General features: G+C 41.8%; 27 protein-coding genes. 2 read left to right on the forward strand and 25 right to left on the reverse strand.

The features are described from left to right. Window positions 1–31: 31 nt before the first annotated feature. Complete coding sequence (gene rlmD / locus HMPREF1115_RS02330) at window positions 32–1,402, reverse strand: 23S rRNA (uracil(1939)-C(5))-methyltransferase RlmD (protein WP_001050275.1); 1,371 nt, start codon at window positions 1,400–1,402, stop codon at window positions 32–34. 37 nt (window positions 1,403–1,439) lie between these two features. Here rlmD and recX point away from each other — a divergent pair, with 37 nt between their 5' ends. Both recX and ntdP read left to right on the forward strand, forming a co-directional pair. After that, the gene (recX, locus tag HMPREF1115_RS02335; protein ID WP_000705068.1) at window positions 1,440–2,216 is read left to right on the forward strand and encodes a recombination regulator RecX; all 777 of its coding nucleotides are present in this window, start codon (window positions 1,440–1,442) and stop codon (window positions 2,214–2,216) included. A gap of 88 nt (window positions 2,217–2,304) precedes the next feature. Next, window positions 2,305–2,838 carry a nucleoside tri-diphosphate phosphatase gene (gene ntdP, locus HMPREF1115_RS02340; RefSeq protein WP_000775318.1) on the forward strand — a complete coding sequence of 178 codons (534 nt, stop codon included), beginning with the start codon at window positions 2,305–2,307 and terminating at the stop codon, window positions 2,836–2,838. A gap of 70 nt (window positions 2,839–2,908) precedes the next feature. Here the strand turns inward: ntdP and HMPREF1115_RS02345 are convergent, their stop codons facing one another. The 24 genes from HMPREF1115_RS02345 to infB form a co-directional block, all read right to left on the reverse strand. Continuing rightward, window positions 2,909–3,676, reverse strand: coding sequence for an epoxyqueuosine reductase QueH (locus HMPREF1115_RS02345; RefSeq protein WP_000567563.1), 768 nt, complete (start codon window positions 3,674–3,676; stop codon window positions 2,909–2,911). 139 nt (window positions 3,677–3,815) lie between these two features. After that, complete coding sequence (gene groL / locus HMPREF1115_RS02350; RefSeq protein ID WP_000031553.1) at window positions 3,816–5,438, reverse strand: chaperonin GroEL; 1,623 nt, start codon at window positions 5,436–5,438, stop codon at window positions 3,816–3,818. Window positions 5,439–5,453: 15 nt separating this feature from the next. After that, window positions 5,454–5,738: a co-chaperone GroES gene (gene groES, locus HMPREF1115_RS02355; RefSeq protein ID WP_000917317.1), complete on the reverse strand. Its 285-nt coding sequence runs from the start codon at window positions 5,736–5,738 to the stop codon at window positions 5,454–5,456. A gap of 298 nt (window positions 5,739–6,036) precedes the next feature. Beyond that, window positions 6,037–6,432 carry a single-stranded DNA-binding protein gene (locus HMPREF1115_RS02360; protein ID WP_000282436.1) on the reverse strand — a complete coding sequence of 132 codons (396 nt, stop codon included), beginning with the start codon at window positions 6,430–6,432 and terminating at the stop codon, window positions 6,037–6,039. A 77-nt stretch (window positions 6,433–6,509) separates the two neighbouring features. Further along, entirely contained in the window at window positions 6,510–7,271 is a 762-nt protein-coding gene (locus HMPREF1115_RS02365) for an SDR family NAD(P)-dependent oxidoreductase (RefSeq protein WP_001107789.1), read from the reverse strand. A 41-nt stretch (window positions 7,272–7,312) separates the two neighbouring features. Beyond that, window positions 7,313–7,939, reverse strand: coding sequence for a YtpR family tRNA-binding protein (gene ytpR / locus HMPREF1115_RS02370; RefSeq protein WP_000578278.1), 627 nt, complete (start codon window positions 7,937–7,939; stop codon window positions 7,313–7,315). A 15-nt stretch (window positions 7,940–7,954) separates the two neighbouring features. Further along, complete coding sequence (locus tag HMPREF1115_RS02375; RefSeq protein ID WP_000632590.1) at window positions 7,955–8,272, reverse strand: thioredoxin family protein; 318 nt, start codon at window positions 8,270–8,272, stop codon at window positions 7,955–7,957. Continuing rightward, window positions 8,269–8,568 (reverse strand): DUF4651 domain-containing protein, encoded by a 300-nt coding sequence (locus HMPREF1115_RS02380; RefSeq protein ID WP_002881845.1) that lies wholly within the window; start codon window positions 8,566–8,568, stop codon window positions 8,269–8,271. Before HMPREF1115_RS02380 ends, HMPREF1115_RS02375 begins: the two co-directional genes overlap by 4 nt. A gap of 174 nt (window positions 8,569–8,742) precedes the next feature. After that, entirely contained in the window at window positions 8,743–10,350 is a 1,608-nt protein-coding gene (locus tag HMPREF1115_RS02385) for a CTP synthase (RefSeq protein WP_000105264.1), read from the reverse strand. A gap of 329 nt (window positions 10,351–10,679) precedes the next feature. Next, on the reverse strand, window positions 10,680–11,270 hold the full coding sequence (gene rpoE, locus HMPREF1115_RS02390) for a DNA-directed RNA polymerase subunit delta (protein WP_000418415.1): 591 nt from the start codon (window positions 11,268–11,270) through the stop codon (window positions 10,680–10,682). A gap of 258 nt (window positions 11,271–11,528) precedes the next feature. Next, window positions 11,529–12,272 carry an MAE_28990/MAE_18760 family HEPN-like nuclease gene (locus HMPREF1115_RS02395; protein ID WP_002881842.1) on the reverse strand — a complete coding sequence of 248 codons (744 nt, stop codon included), beginning with the start codon at window positions 12,270–12,272 and terminating at the stop codon, window positions 11,529–11,531. Beyond that, entirely contained in the window at window positions 12,265–13,344 is a 1,080-nt protein-coding gene (locus tag HMPREF1115_RS02400; RefSeq protein WP_000595403.1) for a DUF262 domain-containing protein, read from the reverse strand. The genes HMPREF1115_RS02395 and HMPREF1115_RS02400 overlap by 8 nt, the downstream gene beginning before the upstream one ends. Beyond that, on the reverse strand, window positions 13,337–14,392 hold the full coding sequence (locus HMPREF1115_RS02405) for a DNA cytosine methyltransferase (RefSeq protein ID WP_000700045.1): 1,056 nt from the start codon (window positions 14,390–14,392) through the stop codon (window positions 13,337–13,339). Before HMPREF1115_RS02405 ends, HMPREF1115_RS02400 begins: the two co-directional genes overlap by 8 nt. 100 nt (window positions 14,393–14,492) lie before the next feature. Further along, window positions 14,493–17,144, reverse strand: a complete 2,652-nt coding sequence (locus HMPREF1115_RS02410) for a valine--tRNA ligase (protein ID WP_000043325.1) — start codon at window positions 17,142–17,144, stop codon at window positions 14,493–14,495. Window positions 17,145–17,157: 13 nt separating this feature from the next. Further along, window positions 17,158–17,709, reverse strand: coding sequence for a hypothetical protein (locus HMPREF1115_RS02415; protein ID WP_001037589.1), 552 nt, complete (start codon window positions 17,707–17,709; stop codon window positions 17,158–17,160). Continuing rightward, a complete protein-coding gene (locus tag HMPREF1115_RS02420) occupies window positions 17,702–18,283 on the reverse strand; it encodes a GNAT family N-acetyltransferase (RefSeq protein ID WP_000196173.1) in 582 nt (193 codons plus the stop codon). The genes HMPREF1115_RS02415 and HMPREF1115_RS02420 overlap by 8 nt, the downstream gene beginning before the upstream one ends. 280 nt (window positions 18,284–18,563) lie before the next feature. After that, window positions 18,564–18,959 (reverse strand): helix-hairpin-helix domain-containing protein, encoded by a 396-nt coding sequence (locus tag HMPREF1115_RS02425; RefSeq protein ID WP_000038699.1) that lies wholly within the window; start codon window positions 18,957–18,959, stop codon window positions 18,564–18,566. Window positions 18,960–19,056: 97 nt separating this feature from the next. Beyond that, window positions 19,057–19,311: a DUF1912 family protein gene (locus tag HMPREF1115_RS02430; protein ID WP_000119707.1), complete on the reverse strand. Its 255-nt coding sequence runs from the start codon at window positions 19,309–19,311 to the stop codon at window positions 19,057–19,059. A 9-nt stretch (window positions 19,312–19,320) separates the two neighbouring features. Continuing rightward, window positions 19,321–20,655, reverse strand: coding sequence for a DUF438 domain-containing protein (locus HMPREF1115_RS02435; RefSeq protein WP_000752857.1), 1,335 nt, complete (start codon window positions 20,653–20,655; stop codon window positions 19,321–19,323). Further along, window positions 20,655–20,888 (reverse strand): DUF1858 domain-containing protein, encoded by a 234-nt coding sequence (locus tag HMPREF1115_RS02440; protein WP_000368739.1) that lies wholly within the window; start codon window positions 20,886–20,888, stop codon window positions 20,655–20,657. The genes HMPREF1115_RS02435 and HMPREF1115_RS02440 overlap by 1 nt, the downstream gene beginning before the upstream one ends. Before the next feature lie 213 nt (window positions 20,889–21,101). Further along, a complete protein-coding gene (locus HMPREF1115_RS02450; RefSeq protein ID WP_000505781.1) occupies window positions 21,102–21,284 on the reverse strand; it encodes a hypothetical protein in 183 nt (60 codons plus the stop codon). Between the two features lies 1 nt (window position 21,285). After that, window positions 21,286–22,065 carry a hypothetical protein gene (locus tag HMPREF1115_RS02455; protein ID WP_001118427.1) on the reverse strand — a complete coding sequence of 260 codons (780 nt, stop codon included), beginning with the start codon at window positions 22,063–22,065 and terminating at the stop codon, window positions 21,286–21,288. Window positions 22,066–22,215: 150 nt separating this feature from the next. Continuing rightward, window positions 22,216–22,566: a 30S ribosome-binding factor RbfA gene (rbfA, locus tag HMPREF1115_RS02460; protein ID WP_001273601.1), complete on the reverse strand. Its 351-nt coding sequence runs from the start codon at window positions 22,564–22,566 to the stop codon at window positions 22,216–22,218. Between the two features lie 165 nt (window positions 22,567–22,731). Next, a complete protein-coding gene (gene infB, locus HMPREF1115_RS02465) occupies window positions 22,732–25,518 on the reverse strand; it encodes a translation initiation factor IF-2 (RefSeq protein ID WP_000039169.1) in 2,787 nt (928 codons plus the stop codon). Window positions 25,519–25,521 lie beyond the last annotated feature (3 nt).

The raw sequence follows: 25,521 nt of genomic DNA on the forward strand, positions 1-25,521 counted from the left end.
CCTACTTTTTCCCCTTTGTCAAGGACTTTTTTCAGTGAAATTGATTTTTTCTTTTCTTCACTAGCTTAACCACTGCTTCTGTTCGTGCAGTGTGGGGAAACATATCGACCGACTGGATATACTGGAGGTCATAGACTTTTACCAGCTTAACCAAATCTCGCGCCAAGGTCGAAACATTGCAGGATACATAGACCATTTTTTCTGGAACATAGGTCAGAATGGTATCCAGCAGCTTATCATCTAAGCCTGTACGAGGAGGGTCGACTATCAAGGCATCCGCTCGGTAGCCTTCTTTATACCAGCGTGGAATAATCTCTTCAGCTGTTCCCGCTTCGTAATGGGTATTGTCAAACCCCATTCTCTGAGCATTTCGCTTGGCATCTTCTATGGCTTCTGGAATAATATCCATTCCTCTGAGACTCTTGACCTTATTTGCGAAGGCAAATCCAATCGTCCCAACACCGCAATAGGCATCGATCAGATGATCTTCTTCGCTAACCTCCAGTGCTTTAACTGCTTCACTATAGAGAATTTCTGTCTGCTCAGGATTAAGCTGATAAAAAGCTCGAGGGGAGAGAGAAAACTCATAGTCGAGTACTCCTTCTTGAATACTCTCTTGGCCCCAGATAATTTCCGTCTTTTCACCATAGATTTCACTTGTTTTTGCTGTATTTGTATTGACTGCAACTGTGACGACTTCTGGAAAATCTTTAACTAAGTCTTTTACTAGCTGGGTTAAATTAAGCTGGCGATTTGTGACAATGATTATCTGAACTTGCCCCGTTTTTCTTGCTCGACGTACCATGATAGTACGAACGCCTAACGTTTTTCTCTCATCTGTAATTGGAATTTGGTGGTAAGTAAGAAGTTCAGCTAGGCGATTTGCTATTACTTGGGTTTCCTTATCTTGCACCAAGCAGTCTTTCAACTCTACGAGATAATGAGAGTTTTGCGCATACAAACCTGCCTTGACCTGATTTTTAAATTTTCGAGTCTGGAATTGAAGCTTAGCACGGTAGTACTTTGGTTCCTGCATTCCGATAGTTGGACGGATTTCATAGTTTTCATATCCTGCAGGAGCAAATTTTTTCAGGGCTTGGTGGAGCAAATCTGTTTTGAACTCTAACTGTTTATCATAGTGGAGGTGCATGATTTGGCAACCACCACATTCATTATAAATGGTACAAGCTGGTACGACTCGAAATTTCGACTTCTTATTAACCTTTAGTAATTTGGCTTCAACAAAGTTACGTTTAATAGAAGTAATCTGACAATAGATATCTTCTCCTTTGAGGGCGCCTGGTACAAAAACGAGGGTTTTCTGGTAGAAACCGATTCCCTCACCATTGATACCCATCCGCTTGATTTTTAAAGGTATTTTTTGTTTGACTTTCAGATTCATACCCCTATCTTATCACATTTTAGGGTATAATAGAACTATGAAAATCACAAAACTTGAAAAGAAAAAACGTCTCTACTTGATGGAACTAGATGGACAACAAACCTCTTATATCACGGAAGATACCATTGTCCGTTTTATGTTGTCTAAAGATAAGGTGGTTAGCACTGAAGAATTGACCGAGATTCAGGGCTTTGCTCAGTTTTCTTATGGTAAGAATCTCGCCCTCTACCATCTATCATTTAAAGCTCGAACCGAAAAGGAAGTTCGTGAGTATCTGAAAAAGTATGATCTTGATAAAAAAATCACAAGTCAAGTTATCGCCAATCTTAAAGAAGATAACTGGATTAATGATCGTCAGTATGCCTATTCTATCATCAATGCAAATCAACTTTCTGGAGATAAGGGACCCTATGTGCTAGCTCAAAAACTGTCTCAAAAAGGGATTGCCAAAGCGACTATTGAAGATGTTTTAAAGGATTTTGATTTTTCGGAGGTTACTCAACGTGTGGCGGAGAAACTTCTAAAAAAATACACGGGAAAGCTTCCCGCTCGTGCCTTGCAGGATAAAATTATTCAAAACTTAACGAACAAAGGCTTCTCCTATTCTGATGCTAAGTATGCCTTTGACGACTTGGACAGTCAAGTCGACCAAGAAAAGACTCAAGAACTTATTTTTAAAGAGCTAGACAAACAATATGCTAAGTATGCTCGAAAGTATGAAGGTTACGAACTAAAGCAACGATTGACTCAAGTTTTGGCTAGAAAAGGCTATGATTTTTCGGATATAGCAAGCGCTCTCAGAGAATATCTTTAACATTTTCAGGTAAAATTCAAAAAAATTAGACCGATTTATGATATAATAGTAAACGATAAACTTATAAATTGTAGAAAGTTGGTTAGTTATGAAACTTCCAAAAGAAGGCGACTTTATTACAATTCAAAGTTATAAGCATGATGGGAGTCTTCACCGTACTTGGCGAGACACCATGGTACTAAAAACAACAGAGAACGCCATTATCGGCGTCAACGACCACACACTTGTTACCGAAAGTGACGGTCGTCGTTGGGTGACTCGAGAACCGGCTATTGTTTACTTTCACAAAAAATATTGGTTTAATATCATTGCCATGATTCGTGATAATGGGATTTCCTACTATTGCAATATGGCCAGCCCCTACTATCTAGATGAGGAAGCCCTGAAATACATTGATTATGATTTGGATGTCAAGGTCTTCACTGATGGTGAAAAGCGTCTCTTGGACGTTGAAGAGTATGAGCGCCATAAACGCAAAATGAAGTATTCTGATGATTTAGACTATATTTTGAAAGAGCATGTTAAAATCCTTGTTGATTGGATCAACAATGGACGCGGTCCTTTCTCAGAGGCCTATGTCAACATTTGGTACAAACGCTACATAGAACTAAAGAATCGGTAAAGTTGTCAAACCGGGGTGAGAGCCCTGGTTTTTTTATTTGAAAAATCCAGCCTGGAAGCTGGGTTAATTGCTATATATCTAATTTAGTGACAGTAAACTTGATGTGGGAATAATCTTTTTCAACATCCTTATCCAACAAGAAAGCCGTGGCATCCTTCTTAATCTGAACAAGGTCAATGTTCTGGGCTTGAGCTGCATAGACGCATCCACAATAACATTGACGATAGATATCATACTCCTCGCACATCTCCACCGAGCGCTTGTAGCCTTGATTTTTCTTGAAATCACTTGGGAGATAGTGGGTGGTATAAATCTTTTGCACATCGATTCCGATGCTATTGATGGTTTGAGAATTCTTATGGGGACTGATGGTCAAGGCTGAACCAAAGTAGTCAAAGCCCAAATCCATAGCCACTTGCGCTGTTTTGTCCAGACGGTAATCAAAACAAACCTTGCAACGATCGCCACCTTCTGGTTCTTCTTCCAGTCCTCTGACTAACTTCCGGTATTCATTTGGTTCATAGGGAGCTTCTAGGTACTGAACCGTATTGCCTGTTCGCTCATTGAAATCACTGATAAATTTCTTGGTGACGTAAGCTCGCTTGTGGTATTCTGCCTTGGGATGGATATTGGAATTGGCAAAACAGATGGTCACATCAGCGTATTTGGTCAGGTACTCTAGGGTGTAGGTACTACAAGGAGCACAGCAGACATGCATGAGAATAGTTGGACGTTGCTCATTTTTCTCCCAAACCTGAACCATTTTCTGCATGACACGGTCATAATTAATTTTTTGATTGGGATTCATCTTGCTCAGAATTTCTTCTACATCAATCATGTTCTTCTCCTTCTACTATTAGTTATTTTACCATATATCACCAACCAGCTCAAATCTATTTTATAAAAAGGAAGCGATAAAAGGAGGGATGCTCATTCCCTCCTTTTGTGTTTTTTATGAATTGCTTAGTATAAACAGCTTACATCATCCCGCCCATCATGCTTGGATCCATGGCTGGAGCTGGGGCTGCTGGTTCTGGTTTATTGGCTACGACTGCTTCTGTAGTCAAGATCAAGCTGGCTACAGATGCTGCATTTTGAAGGGCAGAACGGCTAACCTTAACTGGGTCGATGATTCCTTCTTCAATCATATTAACCCACTCACCAGTTGCTGCGTTGAAACCTGTACCAACTTCAGCATTCTTCAAGCGATCGATGACGATAGACCCTTCGAATCCTGCATTGTGGGCGATTTGACGAACAGGTTCTTCCAAGGCGCGGAGAACAATATTGCGTCCTGTTGCTTCATCACCTGCCAATTCCAAGGCGGCAACAGCTGGAATCACGTTGGCAAGAGCAGTTCCACCACCAGCAACGATTCCTTCTTCAACGGCTGCACGAGTAGCGTTAAGGGCATCTTCAATGCGGAGTTTCATTTCTTTCAACTCCGTTTCAGTTGCAGCTCCGACCTTGATTACTGCGACACCACCTGATAATTTAGCCAAGCGTTCTTGCAATTTTTCTCGGTCAAACTCTGAAGTTGTGGTTTCGATTTGAGACTTGATAACCGCAACACGGTGAGAAATGGCTTCAGGATTGCCAGCACCTTCTACGATAACCGTACTGTCTTTGTCCACAGTCACTCTAGCAGCTTGACCAAGCGCTTCAATCGTCGCGTCTTTCAACTCAAGACCAAGATCTTCTGTGATGACAGTTCCACCTGTCAAAATAGCGATGTCTTCCAACATAGCCTTACGACGGTCACCAAAGCCAGGAGCTTTTACAGCTACTACATTAAAGGTTCCACGAATCTTATTCAAAACAAGAGTTGGCAGAGCTTCGCCATCCACATCATCTGCAATAATCAAGAGCGGACGATTGCTTTGGAGGATGCTTTCTAGCAGTGGCAAGATTTCTTGGATATTTGAAATTTTCTTGTCGGTAATCAAAATGTATGGATTTTCAAGGTCAGCCACCATTTTTTCGCTATCTGTCACCATGTACTGTGATAGATAACCGCGGTCAAACTGCATTCCTTCCACGACTTCAAGCTCTGTTTCCATACCACGTGACTCTTCAATGGTGATAACACCGTCTTTACCAACTTTTTCCATAGCTTCAGAGATGTATTCGCCGACTTTTTCAGAACGAGAAGATACGGCAGCAACCTGAGCGATAGCTTCTTTATTGGCAACTGGAATAGCATTGTTTTTCAAGGCTTCTACAGCTGCGGCAACCGCTGCTTCAATCCCCCGACGAATGCCGATTGGATTGGCACCTGCTGTGACGTTCTTGATTCCTTCACGTACGATAGCTTGAGTCAAGACAGTTGCAGTTGTCGTTCCGTCACCTGCGATATCGTTGGTCTTTGAAGCCACTTCTGATACCAATTTGGCACCCATATTTTCAAAATGGTCTTCCAACTCGATTTCTTTGGCAATGGTCACCCCGTCGTTGGTGATGAGTGGTGAACCGAATGATTTTTCAAGAACAACGTTACGACCTTTTGGTCCCAAGGTTACTTTAACAGTATCTGCAAGAATATCGACACCACGAACCATAGCTGAACGAGCATCAGATGAAAATTTAATTTCTTTTGACATACTTACTTTCTCCTTCTATTCTTCAATGATCGCCAAGATGTTGGCTTCGCCTACGATGATGTACTTTTCATCGCCATCTTTGACATCAATACCAGCGTGGGCTTCAACTAAGACACGGTCTCCAGCCTTAACGCTCGGAGCAACCAAGTCACCATTCAAGGTACGAACACCTTGTCCTGTAGCTATAACTTGAGCAGTTTTGGTTTTTTCTTGGGCTGAACCCGCAAGGACAAAGCCACCAACAGTTTGTTCTTTTTCTTCGATTTTCAAGACCACACGGTCTCCTAATGGTTTCAACATCTGTTTTCCTCCATGATGAACTACATATTATTAGCACTCTTTATATCCGAGTGCTAATTTATAGTTCTATTGTATCACTTGGTCAGAAATAGTCAAGAAAAAAGTCTGAATTTCTCAAGATAAAAAGCCTGAGACCAACTCAGACTTTTCAATGTTTATACTCAAAGATTAAACTAGGAAGCTAGCCGCAGGTTGCTCAAAGCACTGCTTTGAGGTTGTAGATAGAACTGACGAAGTCAGTTACCTATACCTACGGCAAGCTGAAGCTGACGTGGTTTGAAGAGATTTTCGAAGAGTACTAAAATGGCAATTCTTCCTCTTCCAAGACCAAATCTGCCAAATCCTGTCCTGCATTATTTTCACGCATAGCACGTTGGGCGCGGCTTTCCAAAAGTTGGAATCCTGTGGCAAGGACTTCAGTCACATAGTTCATCTGGCCATTTTTCTCAAAGCGACGGGTACGAAGTTCTCCATCCACAGAGATAAGACTACCTTTAGTTGCGTAGCTTGCCAAGGTTTCAGCCAATTTCCCCCAAAGAACAAGATTGACAAAGTCAGCTTCACGTTCCCCGTTTTGGTCTTTGTAACGACGGTTCACAGCGATAGTTGCTCGCGCCACTGACTTGTCATTGTTGGTTTTGTGCAATTCTGGTGTAGACGTCAAGCGCCCGATAAGAATAACTTTATTATACATATTTTCTTCCTCCTACTTATCTATTCGCGGGGAATCAAAAAAAGTTACAGAAATTTGTAACTTTTCGAGAAAATTTTTTATTTTTTATGCACCATGAAACCTGTCGCCTGTTGATTGGCCATAATGGTCATATCTGTAATCTGAACACGACGGGGCTGACTGGTCACATAGATCACAGTGTCTGCGATATCTTGTGCTTGCAGAGCTTCGATTCCCTGATAGACGGTAGCAGCACGCTCTTTGTCACCGTGGAAACGAACTGTAGAGAAATCTGTTTCGACAATCCCTGGCTGAATGGTGGTCACCTTGATATCCGTTGCGATGGTATCAATTCGCAGGCCATCTGAAAAAGTCTTAACTGCTGCCTTGGTGGCTGAGTAAACAGCTGCACCCGCATAAGCATAGATTCCTGCAGTTGAGCCCATATTGATGATATGTCCTTGATTGGCTTTTACCATTGCTGGCAAGAAACAGCGAGTGACTGCCATCAAACCTTTGACATTGGTATCCAACATGGTCAGCATATCCAACTCTTCATAGTCTTGATAGGGAGCCAAGCCAAGAGCTAGTCCGGCATTATTGACCAAGATATCAATCTGCCCTATCGTTTCCAAAATATCGGAGCAGACAGTCCTGACCATGGTCATATCCGTCACATCCAGTGGAAAGGTCCAAACTGTTTGATTTGGAAAAGTTTCTGCAAACTCTGACTTGAGGGCTTCTAGTCTATCTGTCCGTCGCCCTGTTAGAACGACATTCTCCCCCTGCTCCAGATAAGCACGTGCAATCGCTTCACCGATTCCTGAGGTCGCCCCTGTAATCACCACATTTTTCGCCATCTTATCCCCCTCTATCTGGTCTATCAAACACTGACAATTTCCTAGGCAGTCCAGTGTTTCGCTGGGTCGAATGGAGTTCCGACAACTTGATCTTCTGATAATTCAATAACACCACGTTTTTGCGGAGCATTTGGCAAGGCAAGTTCACGAGGGCTGCACATCATGCCAAAACTCTTTTCACCGCGAAGTTCGCCTGGGAAAATGAGATTTCCTTTTGGCATCATCGCTCCAGGAAGAGCTACAATGGTTTTCAAACCGACACGCGCATTAGGAGCACCTGCAACGATTTGCACAGTCTTATCACTCGCGACGGCAACTTGGCAGATATTAAGGTGATCACTATCTGGGTGAGCTACCATCTCGACAATTTCACCGACAACAAACTTAGGTTCTTTGTCATTGATAATCTCTTCTGCAAAGCCTTCCGCCTGCAATTCTTGGTTCAAACGAGCGACTTGCTCATCTGTCAAAAAGACTTGACCGCGCTCTGCAATTTCAAACAAACTTGAAACTTCGAAAATATTCCAAGCTACTGTTTCTCCATTTTCTTTGAGGAAAACACGGGCAATATTGCCTTTGCGCTCCACGTCCAACTTAGCATCGCCGCTATTTTTCACGATGGTCATAAGGACATCGCCAACATGCTCTTTATTATATGTAAAAATCATTGCTTCCTTTTTCTCCTATTTCAGTCCTGCTAAAAAGTCGTTAATTTGTTGCTTGCTTTTACGGTCACGATTGACAAATCGGCCGATTTCCTTGTCCTTTTCTAGCACAACAAGACTAGGAATGCCGTACACATCCCAGAGTTTAGCCAGATCCAGATACTGGTCTCGGTCCACTCGAATAAAGGTGAACTCTGGATTGGTTTCCTCAATCTCTGGCAAGGCAGGATAGATATAACGACAATCGCCACACCAGTCCGCCACAAAAAGAAAGACCTTCTTGCCATCCTGTTCGACAAAACCTGCGAGCTCTTCTATACTACTAGGAGTTATCATAAGACTTCCTCCTCATAGACTAGGTCTTCATTTTCATAGACAAAGGTATAGTAACGACCATCCTCGAAAATGACCCCTCCGACGAGTCGCTCTAGACTACTTTCGTAGACTTGAACATAGAGAGTCGCGATCTCTCCCATATCTGAGAAAAGTTCGCGCACGATAGCGGCCAACTCTTCCTGAGTCTTCATAAGTTTGTGGTTATCTGCTGCTTTTTTGGCACCCAAAGCGAGGGCACTTAGACCAGCCACTGTCAAGCCAGTCATCCATAATTTCTTAGCTTTCATACCATTCATTGTAACACAAAAAGGGCTCTAGGACAAATGGGGAAGCAGTATATGAGCAAGGATGTTCTCTTCCATTACAGAGGGAAGAGAACTTCTAACCCTTATCGGCAAGCATCTTAGTTAGCAAGATTTTCCTGAATCGATTAAAAACCTCTGAGATTGTTCTCAAAGGTTCTGATTTTGCTAATTGCTGTTCTCAACTGCTGCAGTAACAAAGGCAGTGTAGAGTTCCTCTGGACGGTTTGGGCGGCTGGAAAGTTCAGGATGATACTGACAAGCCACAAAAAATTTATTCTCGGGAATTTCCACAATTTCTACCAAACGATTGTCTGGAGAAACTCCTGAGAAGACAAAACCTGCTGCCTCAAACTGTTCACGAAAGGCGTTGTTAAACTCATAACGGTGACGGTGACGGCGTTGCACCACTTCTTGATTGTGATAAGCAGCCGCTGCCTTAGAACCTCGTTTCAACTTAGATGGATAAAGTCCCAAACGAAGGGTTCCACCCATATCCTCAACATCAACCTGGTCACGCATGATATCGATGATAGGGTATTTTGTATCTGGTGCAAGCTCTGCAGAATTAGCACCTTCAAGCCCTAAAACGTGACGAGCAAACTCGATACAAGTCAACTGCATTCCCAAGCAGACACCTAACATTGGGACATCATTCTCACGCGCATAGCGGATGGCTTGGATTTTCCCTTCCGTACCACGTTGACCAAAACCACCTGGCACAATGATTCCGTCCGCATCAGACAAGAGTTCTGCTACATTCTCTGCTGTCACATCATTGGCATTGATCCAATTAATCTTCACTTCTGCGTCGTTGGCATACCCAGAGTGTTTCAAGGCTTCGACCACAGAGATGTAGGCATCTTGCAACTCCACATACTTACCAACAAGGGAAATATTGACTTGTTTCTTGAGGTTCATGACCTTGTCCACCATGGCTGACCACTCTGTCATATCCGCTGCTGGTGCATCTAGTTTCAAATGGTCACAGACAATTTGGTCCATACCTTGTGCCTGCAAATTCAATGGAATTTGGTAAAGATGTTCAACATCCAATGATTCGATAACGGCTTCTGGTGCTACATCACAAAATTGAGCTAATTTATTTTTAATTCCTTGACCAGCTGGTTTTTCTGTACGAATAACCAACATATTTGGCTGGATTCCCAAACCTCGCAATTCTTTGACAGAGTGTTGGGTTGGTTTAGTTTTCATTTCACCAGCTGCCTTGAGGTAAGGAAGTAGAGTTGTATGGATGTACATGACATTATCTGCACCCACATCTGCCTTCATCTGACGAAGGGCCTCTAGGAATGGCAAGGACTCAATATCCCCAACGGTTCCACCAACCTCTGTGATAATGACGTCAGAGTCTGTCGTTACAGCGGCACGTTTGATTTTTTCTTTCAAAGCATCTGTGATATGAGGAATGACTTGGACAGTTGCGCCAAGGTACTCGCCACGGCGTTCCTTGCGAAGAACTTCACTGTAGATTTTACCAGTTGTCACGTTGGAATATTTGTTGAGATTGATATCGATGAAACGTTCGTAGTGACCCAAGTCCAAATCTGTCTCAGCCCCATCATCTGTCACAAAGACTTCCCCGTGCTGATAAGGACTCATGGTTCCCGGATCGATATTGATATAAGGGTCAAACTTTTGAATGGTTACTTTTAGACCACGATTTTTCAAGAGACGACCCAGACTTGCTGCGACAATCCCTTTCCCAATAGACGATACCACACCACCAGTTACAAAAATATATTTCGTAGACATAGATTCCTCTTTCTAAAATGCTCAAGGTCTTGTTAACTACGAGGGGAAATAGAAAACAAGACCCTTATGAATAACGACTTTTCAAGAAAACTTCCTGAAAAACAAAAAATAGCCCCCTAGTAACTAGGGAGCCCCGACCTCTAAAAGAGGTGCCCGAACAATATGATACCTTAAAGCAGAACATTTGTCAACTCGAATTGGTAAAACATGAAAAAGAGAGATCATTTTCAGAAAACCAACTAAAGATCTACAACCCAACGGAAGACTCACTTAACTACTCTACCCAAGCGACAAAAAAGGAGATCAGGCGATCTCCTCTGTGAAGTCTTTTACTCTTCTTCACTCGTTTCAGCGTCATCGTCAGAAAATTCGTCGTCTTCTTCGTTAAGATCTACATCTTCACCCAAGTCATCAGGAGCGATCTCGTTGATTTCTGCATCATAAGCTTCCACTTCATTTTTCTCATCATCTGGATTTTCATCATCATATGAAAGAGCTGGATCTGCTTCGTATGCGTCTTCGTCTTCTGGATCATCTGCATTGTAGTCAATGGCATCTGAATCACCATCCATAAAGGCATTGACACGTTTTTTCTTAGCTTTTGGTGCTACTTCATCGTCGTCACTTTCTTCAAGAGCGATGATTTCTTCGTCGATTTCGTCTACACCATACCATGAACGAAGACCCCATTTGTTGTCTCCAAGAGAGATGAAGCTACCGTCAAAGTTCAACTCTGTGTAGAACAAAGGCAAAGCTTCGCGGATGTCGCTGTTTGATGTTCCAAGGTAGTTTTGAATTTCGTTTACAAGATCACTAAAATGCATCTCATGATCGCGACCACGAAGTTCCAAGATAGCACGCGCTACCTCAATCATAGATAGTTCACTTTTTTCTTGCCCAGCAAATACTTCTAATTCCAAAGCGTTTCTCCTCATTTTTACTACTATCGCCAGAGCGAACAGACTCCGACCTCATTTTATCATGTACTCTTTATTGTACGATAATTTTGCGGAATAGTCAAAGGTTAAATGGGAGAAAGTGGCAGGACTTTTTATTTCTTTGCTACCCAACCGATGGCATTGATGGGGGGGATATACGAGCATGAATTGACTGAGTTTTTTATGTGGTAAGGTGATTTCTACAAGATTGAACAATATTAATTTATTTTTTGGAGATTATTATAAATCTTGCGACATAAATTCTTGATTAGTAATTGCAGAATTTATTAGAGAAATAAAGTAATCTAAGCATTGATAAGTCTTATCCTTTAATTCATTTATATCTTGAATTGAAAATCGTCCTCCATTATCTTCAAAAGAAATATTTCCATGAGCTAAATAATTTCTCTTATTTTTAATGGTAAGAAGTGCTCCACCAAAATCTCTAAACGAATCGTTATTATATGTAATGCCATGTGTTTCTAAAATCCTTTTCATCTCCTTGACATCTGCGTTACCAGAAAGATGAAACGATTCCCTTTCTATCTCAACACTGTAATTATTATTTATCACATTTAAAATCAGATTAAATACTTTTTGATTTAACTCATTACTATTTGTTTGATTCAGATGGTTTTTAACCCATAATTTTTGTATTGATTCAATAGCTTGGCTAAAAGACAATTGTTTATCGTTTAAACAGCTATAATAATCTAACATTGAAACCCTTATAGTTGACTCAACCAAATTATATAGCATTAAAATAGAATTGGATTTCATAATTTTAACAATTGCTTCAAAATTATCCCTATTTTTAATCTGCAATCGGTATTCTTGTTCGAACAAATCTTCTGAGATGCTTTCTATTTGTATTTCAAATAAATTGTTCAACACATTTGGAATCCCCATTATAGATTTTTCATAAATACTGATTACATTGATAAAATGATTTATTTCCATTTTCAATTTTTCATATTCAGTCATTAAAGTCACCATTTAATAAAAAGTCTCTAACTCCATGTATTCTACTAATTACTTTGGTTCTATTATTTGCAGCATCGGAAGTCGTCCATTTTTTTAAGTGTTCACTGTTCAATAGTTTATCTATTTGTCCAATGGAGACATTTAATTGAGGAGATTCTCTTAGTGCTAGATTAATTCCAACTGAAAGCGCCTCAAATCGTACCCGAGGCGTATGATTTCGATCTTCTTTTTGAAAACCTCTCTCAAAATTATCTGAAACAAATCTCATTGTTTTATTAAACTCATCTTCAAACAAATATTTTTTTTCATCAGACCAATTTTTTCCAGCCTCTCGGATATAATCATCAACAAAATTCATAACTGAACCGTTATAATTATCTAAATTATTGCTAAAAGCAAAAAATCTACTTACTAATTCAATATCTTCTTTCCGATTAATTTTATTTTGGGAAAGATTTGTATTCTCCCTAAATAGTTCATCTTCAGCTAAAGTTTTTATTAACATCATAAGTGGATTATCAAGTTCCCTTCCAGCTCGAACCTCGCTTGTATTAGCACGTAAGGAACTGGTGTTGAGTCTATCAAATAGTTCTTTACGAACACTTGCTGGAGTACTATGTTTCAACACTATTACCCTTAAAGATCTAGCTTTCAATCGTCTGATTTCATTTTTGGGCATTTCATCCAAAGTACAATCATTTAATTCTGTAAGTTTGTTTAGGCCAACCAATTTTAAATCTCCATAAAAAAACTCAGATAGTGTTGAAATTCTTTGCAATCCATCAACAATTTCCATACTACCTTCATCCGTATCTGCTAAAAATAGAAGAGGAATCGGATAATCAAGTAGCAATGATTCAATAAATCTTGATTTTTGCTTGGGACTCCATAATAATTCGCTACGTTGATAGTCAGGAGAAAAGATTTCATTCTCATTATTATATAAATCAACAATAAAACTAATAGGATAATCTCGAGTATCATAATTAAGTTCATATTGTAAACTATCTATTTGATTTTGTATTCTTTTCTGCTTTTCCTCATCTTCAAATAATTTCATTTGCTTAATCATAATATTCCTCCAAATGTTTTATAATACTTTCACCAATAATCTCACCTAATTTAGGTGGTACTGCATTTCCAATTTGTAACGCTACTTGGGATATTGGATAATTCCCACCCTGTTTAGGGTCAACAAACTCATAATTTAATGGAAAAGTCTGCAAAAGTGCCCCTTCACGTAAACTTAAAGCTCTATCTTGTTCTGGATGACCAAATCTGCCATTACCGATTCCAGGGAACTGGGTTGTTATAGTATTAGCTGGTTTATCCCATTCTAATCGACCATAGACCGACCCGAACGTTTTTCCACTGTCTTTTTTATATGCTTCTAAAAGAAGATCCACATCCCAATCTCTCCATGTCCCTCCTGGTTTAGATTGTCTGATTCTTTTTAAGTTTAAATCTGATAAATTTCTACATCTATGTAGTGGATCATGTTCAGAAGTTTCTCCCGCTTTTATTTCAGGTAGTTTCCCTATAGTATCTCTAAGAGTAGGGTGAGTGTCTGAATTGAACTCTGGTTCAATTAACGAAATATCTCCGAATTTTGACGCAAGTAAAAGTAATCGTTTTCTTGTTTGAGGCACTCCATAGTCTGGAGCATATACCACCTTGTAAGTGACCTTGTAGCCATTCTTTTCTAATAGAGTCCTAAAACGATGAAAAACTTCTTTTTTTTGCATTTGAGGCACATTTTCCATTGATACAATATCTGGTTTTACAAGTTCAACTTGTCTACCAAAACAATCCAGAAGGTCTACCTTCTTTTTTGTATTTTCATTATTCTGATATTTATGACTGTATGTTGAAAACGGTTGACATGGAGCACAACCAATTAGTACTTTTATGTCAGTATCTGACGGATATAATCCCAAAATTTCGTCATCTTCAATTTTATTTATATCTTTTAAAATAAATTTAGCATCATTGTTGTACTCATAGGCAAATTTGCTTTTTTCATCAATATCGTATCCAGCTACAACATTGATACCCGCCTGCTGCATACCGTATGTTAGACCGCCTACACCACAAAATAAATCAACTGCATTTATTTTCATATCGGCCTCCTATTACATTTTGTTTTACCCTTAATTTTACCATAAATCAACTAAAAAAGCAGATTCTGATATAAATTTTCAGAATCTGCTTGATCTATATTTATTTAACCAACTTCTTCATCTCATCAATACGTGCTACGGTCGCATCGTATTTCGCTTGGTAGTCGGCTTGTTTGTCGCGTTCTTTTTGGACGACTTCTGGTTTGGCATTGGCTACGAAGCGTTCGTTAGAGAGCTTCTTACCAACCATATCCAGTTCTTTTTGCCATTTAGCCAGTTCCTTGTCGAGACGAGCTAGTTCTTCTTCGACATTTAAGAGGTCTGCCAGTGGCAAGTAGATTTCTGCTCCTGTGATGACGCTTGACATAGCGAGTTCAGGTGCAGGGATGGTTGATGCGATTTCCAAGTGTTCTGGATTTGTAAAGCGTTTGATGTAGTTGACATTGCTGTTAAAGAAGGCTTCCAAGTCGCTATCGCTAGTTTTAACAAGGATGGTGATAGGCTTGCTTGGTGCTACGTTAACTTCCGCACGCGCATTCCGAACGGCACGGATCAAGTCTTTAAGACTTTCGACACCTGTGTGGGCAGCAAGGTCTTCAAAAGCTGGGTTGACAGTTGGGTATTCCGCTGTAACGATAGAGCCTTCTGAGATTTGTCCAAAGATTTCCTCTGTCACGAATGGCATGATTGGGTGGAGGAGTCGAAGGATCTTGTCCAAAGTATAAAGGAGAACAGAACGTGTGATGACTTTCTCTTCTTCATTATCACTATAAAGGACTTCCTTAGTCAACTCAACGTACCAGTCCGCAAACTCGTCCCAGATAAAGTTATAGAGGATGTGGCCAGCCACACCAAACTCAAACTTATCAAAGTTTTCAGTGACTTTGCCGATCGTTTCATTGAGGTTGTGGAGAATCCAGCGGTCTGTGACATTTCCAGCTTCCTTGTTAACAACTTTTCCCACATTGGCAGTTGCTTGCTCAAGGGTCAAACCTTCATTGTTCATGAGGATATAGCGAGAGATGTTCCAGATCTTGTTAATGAAGTTCCATGAAGCATCCATTTTCTCGTAAGAGAAGCGCACGTCTTGCCCTGGTGCAGATCCGTTTGAAAGGAACCAACGAAGGCTATCTGTTCCGTACTTATCAATAACATCCATTGGATCAATCCCGTTACCGAGGGATTTAGACATCTTGCGTCCTTGCTCGTCACGAATGAGACCATGAATCAAGGCATTTTTGAATGGCGACTTGCCAGTAAATTCCAAACCTTGGAAAATCATCCGAGACACCCAGAACGGAATAATATCATAACCAGTCACCAAAGTTGATGTTGGATAATAACGTTTAAAGTCTTCTGAGTCGACATCCGGCCAGCCCATGGTAGAGAATGGCCAAAGGGCAGAACTGAACCAGGTATCCAAGACGTCTTCGTCCTGAGTCCATCCGTCACCTTCTGGAGCTTCTTCACCAACGTATATTTCACCCTCAGCATTGTACCAAGCAGGGATTTGGTGACCCCACCAGAGCTGACGAGAGATCACCCAGTCGTGGACATTTTCCATCCATTGGAGGAAGGTATCGTTGAAACGAGGTGGGTAGAATTCTACCTTGTCCTCTGTGTCTTGGTTGGCAATAGCATTTTTCGCCAATTGGTCCATCTTGACAAACCATTGAGTAGACAAGCGTGGTTCAACCACGACACCTGTACGCTCTGAGTGACCAACACTGTGGACACGTTTTTCAATTTTAACGAGGGCACCGATTTCTTCCAATTTAGCAACGACTGCCTTACGAGCTTCAAAACGATCCATGCCTGCAAACTCGAAGGCAAGCTCGTTCATGGTTCCGTCATCGTTCATGACGTTGACTTGCGGCAAGTTGTGGCGTTGTCCAACCAAGAAGTCGTTTGGATCGTGGGCAGGCGTGATTTTCACGACACCAGTTCCAAACTCGGGATCGGCATGTTCGTCGGCAACGATTGGGATTAATTTATTAGCGATTGGAAGGATAACGTTTTTCCCGATCAAGTCCTTGTAGCGTGGGTCTTCTGGATTGACCGCAACAGCTACGTCCCCAAACATGGTCTCAGGACGAGTTGTCGCAACTTCAAGGGCGCGTGAACCATCTTCCAGCATGTAGTTCATGTGGTAGAAGGCACCTTCGACATCCTTGTGGATGACCTCGATATCAGAAAGGGCTGTGCGAGCTGCTGGGTCCCAGTTGATGATAAACTCACCACGATAGATCCAGCCTTTCTTGTAAAGGTCCACAAAAACCTTGCGAACAGCTTTTGACAAACCTTCGTCAAGAGTGAAACGCTCGCGAGAATAGTCTACAGAAAGCCCCATCTTGCCCCATTGTTCCTTGATAGTAGTGGCATACTCGTCTTTCCATTCCCAGACCTTATCCAGGAATTTTTCACGACCCAGGTCGTAACGGCTAATGCCCTCACCACGCAAGCGCTCCTCAACCTTAGCCTGAGTCGCAATCCCAGCGTGGTCCATCCCTGGAAGCCAAAGCGTATCATAGCCTTGCATGCGTTTTTGACGGATGATGATATCTTGCAAAGTTGTATCCCAAGCGTGACCAAGGTGGAGTTTACCAGTCACGTTTGGTGGTGGAATCACGATCGAATAAGGCTTAGCCTTTTGATCGCCTGAAGGCTTGAAAACATCAGCGTCAAGCCATTTTTGGTAACGACCAGCCTCAACCTCGGCTGGATTGTATTTAGGTGAAAGTTGTTTAGACATGTGTGTTCTCCTTTTATGATTTTAAAAAATCTACGTTCTTTGTATACATAGAATTAAACATTTTTTCACTTGTTAAAAAATTATACAGTAAATTTTTCATTTCCAAATATTCTTTTTCTCCAAACATGAACCAATCTGTGTCATCATCATCATATTTAATTTCAATATGTACTCGGTTTCTTAACTTTCTGAAATCATCCAATTTATCTAAATCATTATCACTAAGACTTAATGGATTTTTTTCTCGAAATTCATTTAATAATTTTTCTCCAAATTTATTATTATTAGTTCTGTCTTGCATTATTACCTCAATTACAGATATCGAAGTAATAATGAAATTTTTCCATATCATTTTTTTCATTAAATCATCCAAAACAAGTTCATCTAATTGAATTTTCAAAAATTCTAGATATCTTAAACTATAAGCGATATTACGCTTTGTTTTCTTAGATGATAAAAATAAACCACTATTTACAACGTGAGAAAACTCATCTACTTTTGTTACATAATATCTTTCTTTAGGATGGAGTTTTTCTACTTTTAACATTGTTTTTAATTTATTCATTTTGACTATTTTCCTTTCTAGTCTCCCACTCACTCTTCAGCAAACCATATATCAGACTGTCACAGCGGTTGCCTTGGGCATCTTTGCGGTCTCGGATGCGAGCTTCTAGAGTGAAGCCAAGTTTCTCAGCAACTCGTTGACTTTGAAGGTTATACCCAAAGCAAGTCAGTTCAATCTTATGAAGACCCAGTTCTTTAAAAGCTAGGTCAATCAAGGCACGTGCCGCCTCTGGAACATAACCTAGACCCCAATAGTCTGGATGTAAGATATAGCCAATCTCCAGCACATCGTTTTCGTAGCGACGGGGAAAATCGACAGAACCGATGACCTTATCGGTTCCTTTAGCGACGATTCCATAGCCCGCTGGGAGATTGTTCTTTTCATTACGCTCGGGTAGAATATGCTCCAGATAATAAATCTCATCTTCCAAGCTCTTGACGGGGTGAAAGCCTGCTGGATAGGAAACTTCTGGCCTACTGGCATAGTCAAAGATATCCACAACATCAGCCACGGTACGGACTCGCAAGACCAGACGCTCGGTCTCTATTCGTTCTGGTAACTCTGCTCTTGTCATCCTTCTACCTCGCTTTCTACAAAAAATCGCCCCTGCCATCTACATGACAGGGACGAATGTGTTTATCCGCGGTACCACCCAATTTCGGGCAAGGCCCGCAACTCTTGTCTTTGAAGGATATACAAAGACACTTTTATTTCATTTTCATCCATCAGCAACCAGTTTTGACACATTTGTGGACTTCTCAGCACCGCCACTTTCTGTAAAATGTGGGATCCAAAACACCTCTATTGGCTCTATTGTAGCAAGTTTTTCTCGGAAATGCAAGGCTCAAGAAAGATTACTTGAAGCTGATTCCGTGCTCTTTTAATTTCTTGATGGTAGCTGGACCAATTCCCTTCAAGGCAAGGAGTTCTTTTTCAGTCCAGTTTTTAAAGTCAGCAGCTGACTTGATGCCTTCATCATAGAAAGTCTTAGCACGATCTACTGAGAGGCCACCCAAAGTAGCTGCAAAATCTTCTACAGAATTGGCTACTTTTTGAGCTTGTTCCTTAGTCGCTTCTACTGCTTGTTCCACTTTTTTAGAGACAACTTTTCCTGCTTCGCTGGCAGATTTTTCTGCGTGTTTCACAACTTTCTTGGTCTCTTCGACAACTTTAGTCACCGTACTTGAAAATGCACCTGAGCGACGAAGGCTATTTCGCAATTGTTTTTTACGTTGGAGTTTCTTTGACATGATAAAATCCTTTCAATAAAAAATCCCTGCTCTGCCAAGGATTTAATAAAGATATTCTATCAAGATTTTGGGAAAAAATCAAGAAAGTATCTGTATTTTAATAGTTTCTCTCACCAAACAAGCCTTCTGGCAAGTCATGGAATCCCTTGCCTGCCTTGAAATTTTCAAACTTACCAAGCAAGAACTGGTAGGCATCCAAACGACTCTCGTAGCGAATCATGGCATCTTTGGCACGCTCGTCTTGGTCTTCTTCGTAGACTTTTTGACTTTCCTTGTGCGCCATGTCGTTGATCATGATCTGGGTATTGACCCAGGCTTCAAATTCCTTCATAAATTCCTGTTCGTAACTCATTGATTCTCCTTATTCTAATCCACGGAAGTAGTCCGTATCAATCTCTCGGTAGGGCTGAATATCCTGAACATACTCCAACACCCCTTGAAATTCTCCGTTTTCATCGTGTACCGCAGCATAGGTGATGTGGACAAACTTGCCTCGCGACTCCGACTTGAACCACATTTCATACTTGTCTTTTTTACCTTCACGAAGACCTTTCATAACGGCCTTCACCTTGTCTAGGTACTTAGGCGGATGGCAGAGTTCAACATTGCGCCCGACTTGGGATGGCGTCCGTTTGAAAATCATCTCATCAGCTGGCGCATTGTCATTGTAATACTGGAAAATATCGTCTTTATTGACAAAGGTAATCTCCATAGGGAGGTGATTGAGGATGAGGTTGGCCTGCTCTACGGAGAGATAGCCATTCCCAAAAGCCTGTTGACTATGACGGTCCAGCACTGCTTCCTTTTCCTTAGGGGTAAAGGTAATGGTAAACTGACCTTCTGGCGTATCGATAACTTGCTGAACTTGACCTTCAGCCGTGTCTAGCTGCACGGGCTCCAGTGCACTCTTTTCCTCAACAAAACTTTGGCGTTCTGGCACCCATTTCTCAGACGGACGGATGATGGCATAGCCGTAGGCATCGCTCTCCTCCGCAATCTGAAGCCAGTCATCTTGGGTGAAGGACTCAAGGAGAATCATGAGGAGGATGGACTCTTCCTTGAAAATCATACTTTCAAACTCTGTCGCAAAAGCTTCAAAAGCTTCCTTTACAGTGCTAATCGACACTTCTGGTAATGATTTGGCTGTCGTTAGAGCTGTCTGAAAGAGTTCCCTGATCTGATCATCCACTCCCCACATGACTTTAGGGGGTGAATCGTGACCATAACGCTCCATGATGGGGAAAAAGAGCTCTTCCTTGCGCTGATAGTGGATGTCAAATTGCCCCAACAGCCCCATTTGACGGACCAAGCCCTTGCGCATCTCTGCAAGCATTTCCTCGTCTTCCATAGACTCATAGGTATCCAACAGTCTCCGAATGCGAATCAAAGCTGCACGGAGAGCCAGATTTTCATCCTTGAAAACGCGAACTGGGTGGCCAGGGTGTTCAGTATCCTCCACTTCGACGCCCTTAACAGCGTTTTTAAAAAGATTAGCATGGACATCACAGAGTTCCATGACATCTTCAAAGGTGACACCTGAGTCTGAGTTCATCAGCTCGTGCTCCATGAGGGAAATCTCGATGGCTGAAACACCTGTAAAGATCGCATCAAAACGCTCCTGAACTGATTCAGGAGAGGCACCATTGTGCAATTCTAGTAAAATATCCCGTAGGATATGAATCCGTTCATCTGCCATTAGTCTAATCCAATCACTTCATAGCCATTCGCTTCTAGCGTGCGGACAATCTTGTCCATAGGAGTTCCTTCAAGTTTAGAACCCTGCTTCAGCGATACTTTGCGACCGACTGTGTTGCGCATCAAGGGATTAGCAAGTGGTTTAAAACCGAGCTCCACTAGGATTTCCAAAACTTCTGGGTGCTTGTCTACCACTTCTGCAACGGGTATTGACACATCGATGATATTGTCCATGACGACCTCCATGTATGTTCTAATACTCAATGAAAATCAAAGAGCAAACTAGGAAGCTAGCCGCAGGCTGTACTTAAGTACGGCAAGGTGAAGCTGACGTGGTTTGAAGAGATTTTCGAAGAGTATAAAATGATTTTACTGCTTATATTATACCATATGGGAAGAGATTAAAAAACTAGCAGTGGAATTCCTGCTAGTTTCTTTCATTTCAAGTTATTCCTTATCATCTGGTTTTGCGAGCCACTGGGCTACATCCATCAGCTTGTCAGCAAGCAGTACTTTCCCGAAACCTACTAGAGCATTGTCATCTTTTTTCATGTTCTTCAGGACTTTGACGCTTTGCATCACGAAAAAGTAATTCCCGTAAGTCTTGGCTAGAATTTTAATGAATCCCATATTACTCTCCTTCGATGATTTCGACCTCTTTTCGGATAGTATCAACGTCTCTTTGATATTGCACTTCATTGTAGTTGACTAGCTTGGACAATTCCTGTTGCAATCTTTCTCCCATCGGTTTCATGGTCGCAAAGGTTAAGCCACCAGAAATGACTCCACCTAGGATAGGAATCACTTTCCCCATCCCTTTAGCTAGGCCTCCTTTTGTCAGATTGACACCAAAAATTTTCAAAACTTTTTCTAAAATTGGATACCAAAGAGTTTTTGTCAAGGCTTTCTTGTTCACTACTTTTATGACTTGCTTGGCTACTGTCACACCGCCTGATCGAAGCAGGGCACCTGCGCCATTTACTCCCAGCATCACACCGAGATACAGTAGAAGTGTGTTTTTAGCTTCCTCGCTTAACTCATTGCGCGATGCCCAAAGATCATCAAATCCGTAAATATACCCTAGTTCTTGAGCTAATTTCAATGAAAAAGCATAAAACTGGGCTACGTCTGTCGGGATAGTGATCGCCATGACAATCCCTCCAGGTAGACCTGCCAAAACCGAAGTTCCACTGGCTAACAGGACATTGTCTTTAATACAGGCCTTGGCCACTCTATCCAAGCTTTCTTGAGGCAACAAAGAAGTCGGTCCTTGTTCAATCAAAGTTGGAATATCCTTACGGTCTAATTCCTTTGAAAACTTTTCTACCAAAAATCTTTCTCGATCGACCTTGACTACGGGAAGTTTCACCACTTGTTGCAGTACTTGCATAGCTATATCTTGTTTAGCCATATATCTCTCCGTTTTTCATTTATATCAAGCTTTATCATATCATACTATTCGAAATATACAAATTTTTTAAACCGATTTTTATCAGATGGATACATCGTCAAATAGCAATGATCATGCTCTGGCAACAAAAAAGAGGGGCACCCCTCTTTTTTAGTTCTTATCCAGATTGCGTAGCATCTCGTCAATCTTGTTTCCATATTCGATGGACTCATCTTTGACGAAGGTTAAATCTGGGATTTTGTACAATTTCAAATTGCGACCAAGTTCACGTTTGATGGTACCAGTTGCTTTTTCAAGCCCGATTTGAGCTTTTTGATTATCTGAAGCAAGGTTACTCAAAATGGTGTAGTAAACCTTGGCAACAGACAAGTCACCCAGCATCTGAACATCTGTAATGGTCACACCTTGGACACGCGGATCACGGACTTTCTTTTGCAAAATCTCATTGACTTCACGCTTGATTTCCATGCCCACACGATCCGTACGGAAATGATTTGCCATGATATTCCTTTCTCTACTTTGAACCAAAAGCTAGGCCAGCAGACCTAGCTATTTTTAATAGATAGAGGAACTAGAGCCATTTGAATCTAGGAAACAAGCCTTTGATAGAACTAAAGTTCATCAAGGCGCTGTTGACAACGAGTCAAATGAGCTATCGTTTCTCTATTATCGTTTGATTTCTTCCATGACATATGCCTCAATCACATCATCAGTCTTGATATCATTGTAGCCATCGATCATGAGACCACCTTCACGACCGTTTGTAACTTCTTTAACGTCGTCTTTGTAGTGTTTCAAGCTTGCGAGTTCGCCATCATAGATTACGACACCGTCACGGATAACACGGACTTTAGAATCACGGGTAACCTTACCGTTGATAACCATGAATCCACCGATAGTTCCGACTTTAGATACCTTAAAGGTTTCACGGATAACTGCTTCACCGATAACTTTTTCTTCAAATTCTGGGTCAAGCATCCCTTTCATGGCTTCTTCCATCTCTTCGATAACCTTATAGATAATGCTGTGAAGACGGATTTCAACATCGTCAGCTTCGGCTTGTTGGCGCGCTTGTGGTGTAGGGCGTACGTTGAAACCAATGATAAAGGCATTTGAAGCTTCCGCAAGGGTCACATCAGATTCGTTGATAGCACCGACTGCCGAGTGGACAATGGTGACTTTGACACCTTCTACATCGATCTTTTGAAGTGAGGCAGAAAGGGCTTCAACAGAACCTTGTACGTCGGCCTTGATGATAACATTAACTGACTTAAGCTCACCAGCTTTAAGCGTATCAAAGAGGTTTTCAAGGCTGACACGTTGGGTAGCTTGGCGTTGTTTCATGAGGGCACGTTTTGCACGTTCTTCACCGGCCGCACGCGCAGATTTTTCATCTTCGTAAACGGCAAAGTGGTCACCCGCCATTGGCGCTTCGTTCAAACCTGTGATAGAAACTGGTGTTGATGGACCTGCAACCTTAACACGACGACCAAGGTCATTGGTCATGGCACGGACACGACCGAAGGTATTTCCGACAACGATTGGGTCTTGGACATTCAAGGTACCTTGTTGAACAAGAAGGGTTGCGACCGCACCTTTTCCTTTGTCCAAGCGAGCCTCGATAACAGTACCGATCGCACGAACTGTTGGGTCTGCTTTGAGTTCTTGGATTTCAGCTACAAGAAGGACTGTTTCCAAGAGTTCTTCGATATTTTGGTTGAATTTAGCTGAGATTTCAACAAATTCAGAATCTCCACCCCAAGCAGTTGACATGACACCGTGTTCAGCCAATTCACCGATAACACGTTCTGGGTTGGCACCTGGTTTATCAATCTTATTGATGGCTACGATAATTGGAACGTTTGCCGCTTTTGAGTGGTTGATGGCTTCGATAGTCTGAGGCATAACCCCGTCGTCGGCCGCTACAACCAAGATAGTAATATCGGTAACAGATGCACCACGCGCACGCATAGAGGTAAAGGCCGCGTGTCCTGGTGTATCAAGGAAGGTAATCTTCTTGCCATTTTCCACGATTTGGTAGGCACCGATATGCTGCGTGATACCACCTGCTTCACCTGTCGCAACACGAGAGTTACGAAGGGTATCCAAGAGGGTTGTTTTACCATGGTCAACGTGTCCCATGATGGTTACAACTGGTGGACGCTCAACCAATTCATCTTCGTTAAGATAGCCATCTTCTACAAAGAAACGTTCGATGTCGGCATTATCCACTTCAACCTTTTGTTTGGCTTCGATACCGTAATCCACCATGAGGAGTTCGATGGTTTCTCCATCTAAGGATTGGTTTTGTGTGGCCATCACACCCATCATAAAGAGTTTCTTAACGATTTCAGCTGGTTCACGTTTGATACGTTTTGCGATTTCCGCAACAGTCATACCATCTGTATACTCAAATTCTGTTGGCAATTCGTGGAACTTACGCTCTGTAACAGGTTTTGGAGTCTGGTTACGGTTGTTTTGCTTGTTCCCTTTTTTATTTTTCTTGTTGTTATTCCAGTTACTATTTCTTTGATTTCTCACTTGATTCTGACTACTTCGATTCTTTTGTTGTTTTCTAGGACCATCTTCTTCGTGATCATAATCGTCACGTTCTTTGTCTGGTCGAGCTTGTTTTTTACGACGTGTATCCACTGGCGCTTCTTTCGCTACAGGAGCTACTGTTATAGCTGGCTGCGTTTGTTCAGCTAGCTTAGCAGCTTCTTCAAAGATTTCCTCTGGCTCCTTGCGTTTGTTAGCTTGAGCCAAGGCTTCTTTGGCTGCTTGCGATTGTTTGAAGCGCTCCTCGCTTGAGCGTGCGTACTCTGCATTTTGCTCTGCTTTTAGGGCTGCTGCACGGGCTTTAAAGTCAACACGTGGACCACCTTGCTTGGGCTGGAAGTCTTGTTGCTGACGGCGATCATTGCCACGATTTCCTTGACCTTGTGGTTTTTTCCCTTGATCGTTGAATCGGCGATTTTCGCGGTTTCCTTGACCAGGTTTGCCACCATTACGACCGTCATTTTTCTGACGGTTACCATTTTGTTGTTGGTCACGGTTGTTGGCCTTGTTTTGTTTGCGTCGTTCTGCCTGCTCTTTGGCACGCGCCTCACGCTCCGCCTTGAAGTTTCGACTCTGTGGTCTTGCGGCCACTACTTTTTCTTCCTTAGGAGCTGCAGGTGCAGCTGGTTTACTTTCTTCCTTAGCGGCAGCTGGTTTAGCCGAAACAGACTTTTCTGCTTTCTTTTCTACACTTGCTTTTGGTGCTGCAGGTTTTGCTTCTGCCTTAGGAGCAGGTGCAGGTTTAAAGCTAGCTGCGATTTGTTCAGCAGCAGCAGCTTCCACGCTCGATGAGTGGCTTTTCACATCCAAGCCCAACTCTTTTGCACGCGCTACAACTTCTTTACTTTCTTTTCCAAGTTCTTTTGCGATTTCGTACAATCTTTTCTTAGACAAATC

It is taken from the genome of Streptococcus oralis SK610 (assembly GCF_000257455.1).
GTDB lineage: Bacteria > Bacillota > Bacilli > Lactobacillales > Streptococcaceae > Streptococcus > Streptococcus oralis_CB.